General features: G+C 33.0%; 10 protein-coding genes. 8 read left to right on the forward strand and 2 right to left on the reverse strand.

Features of this window, described 5'->3' with window-relative positions; all coding sequences use genetic code 11:
- Positions 1-45: 45 nt before the first annotated feature.
- Together ASG22_RS19985 and ASG22_RS19990 are read right to left on the reverse strand one after the other, a co-directional pair.
- The gene (locus ASG22_RS19985) at positions 46-531 is read right to left on the reverse strand and encodes a hypothetical protein (protein WP_055988416.1); all 486 of its coding nucleotides are present in this window, start codon (positions 529-531) and stop codon (positions 46-48) included.
- Positions 532-549: 18 nt separating this feature from the next.
- Positions 550-1,704, reverse strand: a complete 1,155-nt coding sequence (locus ASG22_RS19990) for a hypothetical protein (RefSeq protein WP_055988660.1) — start codon at positions 1,702-1,704, stop codon at positions 550-552.
- Positions 1,705-1,803: 99 nt separating this feature from the next.
- Between ASG22_RS19990 and folE the strand changes: the two genes are divergently transcribed.
- The 8 genes from folE (at position 1,804) to ASG22_RS20030 (ending at position 11,202) form a co-directional block, all read left to right on the forward strand.
- Positions 1,804-2,472, forward strand: a complete 669-nt coding sequence (folE, locus tag ASG22_RS19995) for a GTP cyclohydrolase I FolE (protein ID WP_055988418.1) — start codon at positions 1,804-1,806, stop codon at positions 2,470-2,472.
- 9 nt (positions 2,473-2,481) lie between these two features.
- Positions 2,482-2,958, forward strand: coding sequence for a hypothetical protein (locus ASG22_RS20000; RefSeq protein ID WP_055988421.1), 477 nt, complete (start codon positions 2,482-2,484; stop codon positions 2,956-2,958).
- Between the two features lie 132 nt (positions 2,959-3,090).
- Entirely contained in the window at positions 3,091-4,602 is a 1,512-nt protein-coding gene (gene cysS / locus ASG22_RS20005; protein ID WP_055988423.1) for a cysteine--tRNA ligase, read from the forward strand.
- A gap of 249 nt (positions 4,603-4,851) precedes the next feature.
- The gene (locus ASG22_RS20010) at positions 4,852-6,018 is read left to right on the forward strand and encodes a T9SS type A sorting domain-containing protein (RefSeq protein ID WP_055988425.1); all 1,167 of its coding nucleotides are present in this window, start codon (positions 4,852-4,854) and stop codon (positions 6,016-6,018) included.
- Between the two features lie 123 nt (positions 6,019-6,141).
- Entirely contained in the window at positions 6,142-8,790 is a 2,649-nt protein-coding gene (locus ASG22_RS20015; RefSeq protein WP_055988427.1) for a 4-alpha-glucanotransferase, read from the forward strand.
- Between the two features lie 136 nt (positions 8,791-8,926).
- A complete protein-coding gene (locus ASG22_RS20020; protein ID WP_055988430.1) occupies positions 8,927-9,940 on the forward strand; it encodes a hypothetical protein in 1,014 nt (337 codons plus the stop codon).
- A gap of 177 nt (positions 9,941-10,117) precedes the next feature.
- Complete coding sequence (locus tag ASG22_RS20025) at positions 10,118-10,564, forward strand: hypothetical protein (protein ID WP_055988432.1); 447 nt, start codon at positions 10,118-10,120, stop codon at positions 10,562-10,564.
- 128 nt (positions 10,565-10,692) lie between these two features.
- A complete protein-coding gene (locus ASG22_RS20030) occupies positions 10,693-11,202 on the forward strand; it encodes a ferritin (protein WP_055988434.1) in 510 nt (169 codons plus the stop codon).
- Positions 11,203-11,251 lie beyond the last annotated feature (49 nt).

Consider the following 11,251-nt stretch of genomic DNA (forward strand, 5'->3'; position numbering starts at 1 on the left):
GGCGGCGGCAAAGCCGCCGCCGAAACTATAAAAAATTCAATATTATCAAATCTCGTTTTGATATTGTATTAGTTTCTCAAAAACACTCTTAGTCGTGGGTTTAGATGAATTTGTATTAAAAATAAACATTCCGCTTTCAATATTGAAAAAATATTTTTTTGTATTATCTGAAACTGAAAACCATTTTAAAAGTCCGTTCACAATATTGATGTCTTCCCATTTTATGGAACTTTCAGCAAGAGGAAAAATATGAGGATTTTGATGCAAAGTATCTACAAAATGAATATCTCTGCCCTCAACATAAATCATTCCGCTTCCCTGAAAAGCTTTTATTTTAAAAAATTGGTTCTGAGTATCCCCAATATTGTAACGAACAAAAGCATAATACTCAGGAGAACCGATTTGTTCGAGTAAAAGTTTCTGTTTTTTCTTTCGGCTTCTTGCTGCAAGGTAAGCTATGAGAAAAATAATCGCAGGAATTGAAAACAAGAATAGTAGAAAAAAAATAATTAAAATAACTATTGAATCCATAAGTTTTATTTTTTTAAATTATAATTCGGGATGCCTTTCAAACTTTTTATTTCTATCAAATAAATACCTGTAAGTCGCTAATTTTCTTGTCACAGTTGTATCTAAGTTTTCAGCAATTTTTATCATTTTAGGATTAAAATCACCGATCCATTGAAGTTCTGTGGTCTTAAAATCGGTATGTTTTCTCAGATGTTGGGTTCCTTCCCAGATCATGTACCCTTCAAGACCTTTTCTTTGCCACTCCGGAACAACACCAAAAACGAGACCAACCATTTTTTCATTTTTTCTGAATTTTTTAATCCATAAAAATTTTAATTTCTCAAACCATCCGAATTTTCCGTGTAAATATTTAAACCATTGGTTTAAGTCCGGAATATTGATCCACATCGCAACGGGTTTCCCGTTATGATACACAAACCAGGAAATATGCTCATTAATAATGGGTTTCATGGTCTTAAACATTTTCAGGGTTTTTGCTTCATCCAGACATTTTCCCTCTCCGTGTGCAGCCCAGGCTTTATTGTAAATTTCTGTGAAATCTTTAGCAAATTTTTCCAGATTATTCTTTTTCATAGGTATTGCGGAAATCTCAGGATTCTTGATGTGCTTGGCGTGCATGACGGTAAAAACTCTTGAAACTTCAGCAAAAATGGGTCTTGAAAAGCATAGCTGCTCAAAATAAATATTGAATCCATATTTCTCAAAAAGATCTTTATAGTAAGGGAAATTATAATTCATTCCGTACAAAGGTTCGACAAAACCATCAACTAAAAGTCCCCAAAACTTATCACGTTCTCCGAAGTTGATCGGTCCGTCCATCGCTTCCATCCCTCTTTGCTGAAGCCAGTTTTTACAATAATCAAAAATAAAATTGGCTGTTTCCTGATCATTGATACAGTCAAAAAAACCGATTCCTCCTGTCGGTTGTTTCTGTTCATACAGGGTGTTAACAAAAACGGCAACTTTTCCTACGGTTTCATTTTCCTTATTTTTAAATAAAAACCGAGAACATTCTCCACTTTTAAAAAACTTGTTTTTTTCGGGATTGAAGAATTCTTCAATATCTTTATTTAAAGGTCTGATATAGTTTTTGTCATGCCGATAAAGTCTTGCCGGAAACTCTAAAAATTCTTTTCTGTGACTTTCATTTTGTACTTCTTCAACAGTAATCATAGCATTTGATGAAAATGGAGGTGAAAGATAATATTTTTCGCTTATTTTGAAATTAATAAAACAGATATTATCCGTATTTTTGCTGCAAATTAAATAAAAATGGTTGATTTTACGGATAACGATGATGACATTTTCACAGGAAAAGAACATACGCCTATTAGGAAAGATGCTTTTGACAAATCACCAGAAGAAAAAATAGAGAAAATAACCGAGCTTTTTGGTGAAATTATGGAAACATTGGGTCTTGATATGACCGATGATTCCTTAAAAGATTCACCAAAACGTGTTGCTAAAATGTATGTAAATGAAATTTTCGGAGGACTTCTTCCTGAAAATAAACCGGGGATTTCTACCTTTTCAAACAAATATAAATACCGCCAGATGTTGGTGGAAAAAGATATTACAGTATATTCGTTCTGTGAACATCATTTTTTACCGATTATCGGAAGAGCTCATGTTGCTTATATTTCGAGCGGTGAGGTAATTGGTCTTTCAAAAATTAACAGAATTGTTGATTATTATGCGAAAAGACCACAGGTTCAGGAAAGATTAACGATGCAGATTGTAGATGCATTGAAAGATGCGCTGGGAACACAAAATGTTGCCTGTATTATTGATGCAAAACATCTTTGCGTAAATTGCAGAGGAATTAAAGATACCGCAAGTTCTACGATTACGGCAGAATTGAGTGGGATTTTCAGAACGAATCCTATTACAAGACAGGAATTCCTTCATTATGTAGGGAGTCATGCGAAATTGGATTATTAAGTAAGATAAATGATTAACAAAATCATAAAGAAAAATATCAGATTGCTTTCCGAAAGATATAGCCATGAAATATCTTATTTTGAAAGTGTAATCGTGATAAAGAATGAAAAGAATTTTATTGAAATTTTTTCTCAATTCAAAGAGAATGTTTTAGTTAAATATAATCTTGAAAAAGGAATTGATGAAGTTAAAATTCAAGATTTTGAAATTTACGATATATTAATTAAAATTTTTCGAAGAAGAGATTTAGAAAAGGTAAATTTGAATCCAATGAATCCTTTAAAAATTGATGATATTGAAGAGGAATTTGGAGATTTAAATAAATTTGAAGAAAAACTAAGATCTCTTATAAATAAAAGAACTGACTATTTCAATATTGGAGGAAATCGAGTGTTGATAGAATTGTATAAAAATATTTTAATTTTAAGAGATGACATTGGAGCTTCAAAATCTAATGTAATAAATTTAAGTAATGATAAAATTTAAAAAAGTTTCAGATAAGATTTTTGTAGCGACAATTATTTGTTGTTGCTGTAAATGCTGTTGTTAAAAGATTTGAATCATTTAACGAATTAAACTTTAAGCTAAATTAAAATCATTTATATCAAAAAGAAAACGATGCAATTAAAAATATACAACTCGCTTACGGGAGAAAAAGAAATATTTAAACCAATTTTAGAAGGAAATGTCGGAATGTACGTTTGTGGACCCACGGTTTACAGCAATGTGCATTTGGGAAATGTGAGAACTTTTCTTTCTTTCGATTTTATTTACCGAAGCTTGATGCATTTGGGGTACAAGGTGAGATATGTAAGAAATATCACCGATGCAGGTCACCTTACAGACGATGGAGACGTGAATAACGACCGATTTGTTAAGCAAACCCGTCTTGAAAAATTAGAGCCAATGGAAATCGTACAGAAATATACGGTTGATTTTCATAAAGTGTTGGATATGTTCAATTTATTACCTCCTAATATTGAGCCGACAGCAACAGGTCATATCGTTGAACAAATTGAATTAACCCAAAAATTAATTGAAAAAGGTTTTGCCTACGAAAGCAACGGTTCTGTATATTTCGACGTGTTGGAATACAATAGAAGAGGATTGAATTACGGCGAACTTTCAAAAAGAAATATAGAAGAACTTTTCGCCAACACCCGCGATTTGGACGGTCAGGGTGAAAAGAAAAATCCGCAGGATTTTGCATTGTGGAAAAAAGCGTCTCCTGCACACATTATGAGATGGAATTCGCCCTGGGGAGAAGGGTTTCCTGGATGGCACCTTGAATGTACAGCAATGAGCACGAAATATTTAGGGGAGACTTTCGACATTCACGGAGGTGGAATGGATTTGAAATTCCCTCACCACGAGTGTGAAATCGCACAAGGAAAAGCTTGCAATGATGCCTCTCCGGTAAATTACTGGATGCATGCCAATATGCTGACAATGAATTCTCAACGAATGAGTAAGTCAACAGGGAATTATATTTTGCCAATGCAGTTGATGACTGGTGAAAATGATTTCTTTGAAAAACCTTTCCATCCGTCGATTGTTCGTTTTTGCTTCCTGCAGGCTCATTACAGAAGTGTTTTAGATATTTCTAATGATGCCATGTTAGCAAGTGAAAAAGGTTTCATCAGATTAATGGAAGCAATTAAATTATTGCCTTCTATTAAAGAAAGATATAAAAGTGATTACGATGTTAACTTTTTAAATAAGATATCTCTTAATGATCCTCAATATTTTGATGTTAAATTGTGGATTGATAAATGTTATGAAGCTTTAAATGACGATTTTAATTCTCCGGTTTTAATTTCACACATTTTTGAAGCTGTAAATAATATTTATAAACTTAATACGATAGAAGCTAAGATCGTTTCAATGGAACATTTGGAATTGCTAGAAAAAACTTTAAATGTTCTTGTTTTCGATGTTTTAGGTTTACAGGCAATCGAAGAAAATAATAACGAAAAATTAGATCAGACATTACAGGTTTTAATTGAGCTGAGAAATCAGGCAAGAAAATCCAAAAACTTTGATCTTTCAGACCAAATTCGTGATAAACTTCTTGCAGAAGGTATTGAACTGAAAGACGGACGAGACGGAACTTCTTACGTTTTGAACTAAAATTTTTAAAATAATTATATAAACTCTCACATTTTTTGTGGGAGTTTTTTTATGCATTGTACTGTCTTCTGAATGGAGCAAGCGTAATGAAGAACCTCTTAGTTTATATTGATTGAGATTCCTTAGTCAGAATGACAGGAGCATAGTATAAATAAGATTCTTATTCCAACCTTAGATATTTTTTTAATTTTAATCCAAAAATTATGTAACTTAGTTATAATAAAATGATTAAGCTTAAATTTATATACTATGAAAAGACATTTATTCCCTTTGTTTTTGCTGTTGATCGGGGCAAACGCTTCTGCACAGCAAGATTTTTTTGCTTTGGTAGGAAAAGATACACCGAGTATTATTTTCAATGATTTTCGGGCATTTGATGTAACGAGTGGTACTTCAGGAGAGCAAATTTTTACATCAGATTCTTCTGCTAAAGTATTTTCACAGTCGAGAAACGGTTCTGTGGCTGAAGATAAAAATTCATTCAGTAATTCTCAGTCGGTTAATATTGCGACATTGGCTTATGATCCTACCAATAATAATCTGGTGTATATGCCGATGTATTCGTCAAATATTTATGTTTTAAACCACAAAACCAAAGAGATTACTTTGGTTGAAAATACTGTGGCAAGAGTCACTTCATGCGACATCAATTCTCACATGACTCGAATGACAATGGGTTATGATGGAAATATTTATGCGGTCAACAATGCAGGAACTCAGTTTTTACAGATCAGCAGAAAAGGAAATCAATATGTCGTAAATGATTTGGGAATCATTAAAGATGATGCTTCCAACGGGAAAAATTCTTTTACAACTATTGAAACAGGTTTTGGAGGAGATATGATTGCTGATGCAGAAAATAATTTCTATGTTTTCTCAGCTTCAGGAAATGTTTTCAAGGTTTCACCTAAAGAATTGAAGGCAAAATTCGTAGGAAAGATTTCAGGTATTCCTGAAAATTATTCGGTGAACGGCTCTGCGGTAGATTCTAAAGGAAAAGTGGTGATTGCAAGTGCAAAAGGAGCTCCTTTGTATGAAGTTGATTTGAATACTTTACAGGCAAAACAAATTGCAGGTGAACAAAATTTGCATATCTACGATTTGGCGAGTAAATATTTCGCTAATGATAAACTGACTTCTACGAATGTTTTTGCAAATATTGATATTTATCCAACAAGAGTTGAGGAGAAACTGATCAATGTAAATGTAAACGATAAAAATGTAAAAGGAAACCTTAAAATGACTGTTTTCGATTTGTCAGGTAAGAGCGTAATGAATCAAAGTCTGTATGTAAAAGACGGATCTTTGAATCAGCAGATTTATCTAAAAAATTTGGTAAGTGGTGCCTATTTGGTAAACATTGCCGATGAATCAGGAAAAATATTATTAAACAAGAAAATTCTGGTAACGGAATAATCTTTGATACAATTAAAATATGAAACCTTTTCAGATAATGAGAAGGTTTTTTTTAATGAATATTTGATATTCAATGCATTCTGTTTTTGAGGATTATAACGTATTTTTATAAAAAAAAGATAAATGAAGCTATATTTTAATGTCGGTTATACAGCAAAAGCTGGAGAAAAATTATTGCTGATCGTTGATGAGAAAGAGGTTTCACACAGTCATCTTATGTTTTGCGGAGATAACAGATCGTGGAAATGTGAGGTTGATTATTTTTCAAAATCGATTTCTTATAAATATCAGCTTGTAGATCATAAAGGAAATATTCTGAGGGAAGAATTTGTTTCTCATCGTCTCAATTTTCCGCACAATTACAAAGAATTCATTATTTTTGATCAATGGAATAATAAGAATTTTCCTGAAAATTATTTGAATAATAAAATTCTTTACAACAAACTGAATCATTTTGTTCCTGAGAAAAATTCAATTTTAAAAAAACATACACATCTTTTCAGAATTGAAGCTCCTTTGTATAAACCCAATTGGAAGATTGTACTTATCGGAAATACAGCTTCATTGGGAAATTGGAATTATGAAAAGGCGATTCATTTATCCCAGACAGATTTTGGAATTTGGGAAACTTCTGTTGAAATTCCTGAAAATGAATTAATACAATACAAGTATTGTCTTTACGATAGCGAAGAGAAAAAAATAATCGATATTGAAGCGGGTGAAAATCGATTTACTCAATCCAATCAGACAAAAGATGTTTTGCAGATTGTTTCTGATCATTATTTTAAATTTAAACTTTCACAGATGTATCACGATGCAGGAGTTGCGGTGCCTGTATTTTCATTGAGAGCAGAAGACGGTTTTGGAGTGGGAGAGTTTGCAGATTTGAAAAAACTGGCAGATTGGGCAAATGAAATGAATCTTGGGATTATTCAGATTTTGCCTATCAATGATACAACTGCAAATTATACATGGACCGATTCTTACCCATATGCTGCGGTTTCTGTTTACGCATTGCATCCACAGTATATCTCGTTGGAAAATCTTGATTTTAAATTACCGAAAGAATTAGTTGAAGAATATCAGTCTGAGAAATCGGTATTAAATTCTTTAGAATTAATCGACTACGAAAAGATGATTTCTGGAAAATGGAAATATCTGAAAGCTGTTTTTGAAACCGATAAAGACAAAATTTATAAAGACAGAATTTTTAAAAAGTTTATAAAAGATAACGAATCCTGGCTAGTTCCTTATGCTGCATTTTGCGTGTTGAGAGACAAGTATAAAACTCCGAATTTTAATGAATGGAAAACGCATAAAAAATATATCGCAGGAAAAATTACTCCATTTTTTACGACTAAAAGTAAAGATTATGATGCGTCAATGCTTCATGCTTGGGTTCAGTATCAGCTTCATAAACAACTGAAAGATGCAGTCGATTACACACATCGTTTGGGGATTTCTTTGAAAGGAGATCTGCCTATTGGGATTTACAGATATTCTGTGGAAGCATGGACGGAACCTGAATTGTTTGGAATGGATTTTCAGGCCGGAGCACCACCGGATCAGTTTACAGAATTAGGTCAGAACTGGGAATTTCCAACTTATAATTGGGAAGCCATAAAAGCAGACGGTTATAAATGGTGGATCAACAGATTCAAAGCATTGGAACAATATTTTGATGCGATGAGAATTGATCATATTTTAGGGTTTTTCAGAATCTGGAGAATGCCTATCTCCGCAACGCAGGGGATTTTGGGATATTTCTATCCAGCTGTTCCGGTTACGTTGGAAGAATTCAGTGCCAGACATATTCCGTTTAATGTTGACAGATATTGTAAACCATTTATCAATGATGAGATTCTCAAGAATTATTTCGGAGAAAATATTGATAAAGTTTTTGAATTTATCAGTGATAATCAAGACGGAACTTATTCATTTAAAGAGGAATTTAATTCACAAAGAAAATTATCAGATTTCTTTAAGAAAAATTCTCGTGGCTCGATTGAAGAACAGTTGATTTTCCTTTGTGCCAACGTTTTATTTTTAACTGAAGAAAGAGGAGGTGAGGTTGTTTATCATCCGAGATTTAATGTTTATAAAACAGAATCTTATAAATATTTATCAGATTGGGAGAAAAAATCAATTTATGATTTGTATCAGGATTATTTTTTCAAAAGACAGGATCATCTTTGGCGAGAAAAAGCAATGGAAAAGCTTCCGGTAATTTTAAATGCTACAAAAATGTTGATCTGTGGGGAAGATTTGGGAATGGTTCCGGATTGTGTACCTGAAGTGATGGATGAATTGGCAATTATTGCTTTAAAAGTTCAAAGAATGCCTTCAGGTGAAGTTCCTTTTTCTAATCCGAAAAATGTAGGTTATCTGAATGTGGTTACGGCTTCATCTCATGACAGTTCTACTTTAAGACAATGGTGGAAAGAAGATCCGGCTTTAACGCAGAAGTATTTTAATCAACAATTAGTTCAATACGGGAAAGCACCTGAAGAACTGGATTCTGATTTGGCTGAAATCATTATGAAACAACATCTTTATAATGATGCCATGTTGGCAATTTCCCCGATTCAGGAATTTTTAACTACAGATAAAGAGCTCACAAATCCTAATATTGAAAACGAAAGAATCAATAATCCCGCAGTTTTTCCACATTACTGGCGTTACAGAATGCATCTGAATCTGGAAAACTTAAAAGATTATGAATCTTTCAACGAAAAAATAGCAGGCTGGGTAAAAGATAGTGGAAGATCGTAAATTTAACATTTGATTATCAAATACTTAATAATAAATATAAAGAAGTTTTATCGAAAGATTTAACTTCTTTTTTGTATTTATATCAAAAAGGTAGAATTAAATATTCTACTATATTAACCAATTAACGACTATAAAAATGAAAAAAATATTAATCGGTTTTGCTTTGAGCATAGCAACTTTGTCTTTTGCTCAGCAGTATCCAAACAACGGATATGGAAATGATGACGGATATTATCAGAATGATGGAGAATATTATAGCGATCAGGATGATCAGAATTATTTTCCTGATGATTATTACTACAATTATCCACAGGATTATTATCCCGGAGATTATTATCAGACGAATTATAATGACTATAGGAATAGTATCGTAAGTATCAACTGGAATGTATTTTTTGCACAAAACAGATTGAACAGTTGGCAGATGGATCAGATTATGAGATTAAATAATCTGTATGTTAATTTTTCAACTTGGAATAATTTCTACAGATATAATCCTGACAGATGGTATTATGACAGATTCTACGCATTGCAGAGAATCATGGGACCAAGAGTTTTCGTAGTTTTTCAAAATAATTATTACAGAGGTAGCAGTCCGGTAGTGTATTTCCAGAATTACAGAAGAACGCATTACGCATCCATTTGCAGACCGATGCCTCGTTACAGAAATGTGAACATTAATATTTACAGAGTTGAAAGAAATAATTTCCGTAGAAATGATAATCCAACTTTCAATATTGTAAGAAGCCAAAGACCTAATAATGGATTCAGAGGTGGTGTAAGAGATGGTAATAACGGAGGTTTCCGTAATCAGGCAGAGAATAGAAATAATAATTCCGGAGGTTTCAGAAATGATAATAATGGAGTGAGAAATAACAGTGGAGGTTTCAGAGGAAACAGTGACAATGGAGGAGGAAGACCTAATGGTGGTTTCAGAACTGAAAGAGCCGAGAATAACGGAAACGGAGGGGTAAGAAGCAATGGTGGATTCCGTGGAAATAGTGAACCGAGACGACAAGAAGCTCCGAGACGAGAAAATAGTAGCGGAGGTTTCAGAAACGGAAATGATGGCGGTTCAAAAAGAAGTGAAAATTCCGCACCGAGACAAAATAATGGTGGCGGTTTTAGAAACGGATTTGCAAAGAATTAATTTTCATATATTATATTTAAGTGGTGTGAGGGCAGGTTTTAGGATCTGCTCTTTTTTATTTATTTGATTTAAATTATTAATATTTAAATTTAACATTTTTTATGAATAATTCCATTTAACTAATAGTTTGTTTGATAATCAAAAAGATGTATAACAATTAATTAAAGATTTAAAAACATGAAAAAATTAGTTTTAACAATAGCAATGATTGGATTTGGAAGTTTTGCAATGGCTCAGCAGGTAACTCCTCAGGACAAAGAGGCAAAGAAAGCTGAATTTCACCAGAAGCATCAGCAAAAAGAGCAGGAACGTTTGGCTCAGATGCAAAAAGATCTAAACCTTAATCAAGGTCAGGTAGAAAAAATAAAAGCACTTCATGACAGAAGAAAATCTGAAATGAAGGCTGAGTTTGATAAAAATAAAGATCAAAGACAGGCAAAGATGGAAGAGATGAAGGCGAAAAGAGCGCAGATGGATGCAGATATGAAGCAGATTTTAACTCCTCAACAGTATGATAAATGGCAAGCAGACAGAAAAGCAAAAATGGAGCAGAGAAAAGTAGCGATGAAGGAGAGAGGAGCAAAAATGCATAAGTCAATGAATACGGCTCCGGATGCAAATTAATCATACATAATTTTAGTTTTTTAATGGTAAGAGGACGGAAGTAATTTCCGTCCTTTTTCTATTAATTTTTATTAAATTTTTTGATTTCGGGGTTTTATTACCTAATTTTGACCGTAAATTTATTACTTATGATAAGCGAAAAAATTGCACAGTTAATTAACGAACAAATAGGTCACGAACAATACGCTGCACAATATTACCTTTCTATGTCGGCATGGTTTTCCAGTAAAGATCTGGACGGGATTGCCAATTATTTCAGAGTGCAGAGCAAAGAAGAATTGATGCATGCTGATAAAATGTTTGATTATTTGAACGATGTGGGCGGAGAAATTATCATAGGAGAAATTGCTAAACCGCCACACGAATTTGATGGTGCGATCGATATCTTCCAGAAAGCATTGGAACATGAGAAGAAAGTGACAAAAAGTATTTTCAATATCGTAAAAAATGCTAACGATGAAGGTGATTTTGCAACAACTTCTTTCTTACAGTGGTTCATCAATGAGCAGGTAGAAGAGGAAGCAAGCGCCTCTCAGTTGGTTACTAAAATAAAAATGGTAAGCGATAACCCATCGGCTTTGTATCTTTTTGATCAGGAATTGGCACAGAGAGTTTTTGTTCCGGATCCGAAAGCGTAATTAATTTATTTTTTATCAATATAATAATTTCGGCGGCACCAAAGGTGCC

Source organism: Chryseobacterium sp. Leaf405, from assembly GCF_001425355.1.
Classification (GTDB): domain Bacteria; phylum Bacteroidota; class Bacteroidia; order Flavobacteriales; family Weeksellaceae; genus Chryseobacterium.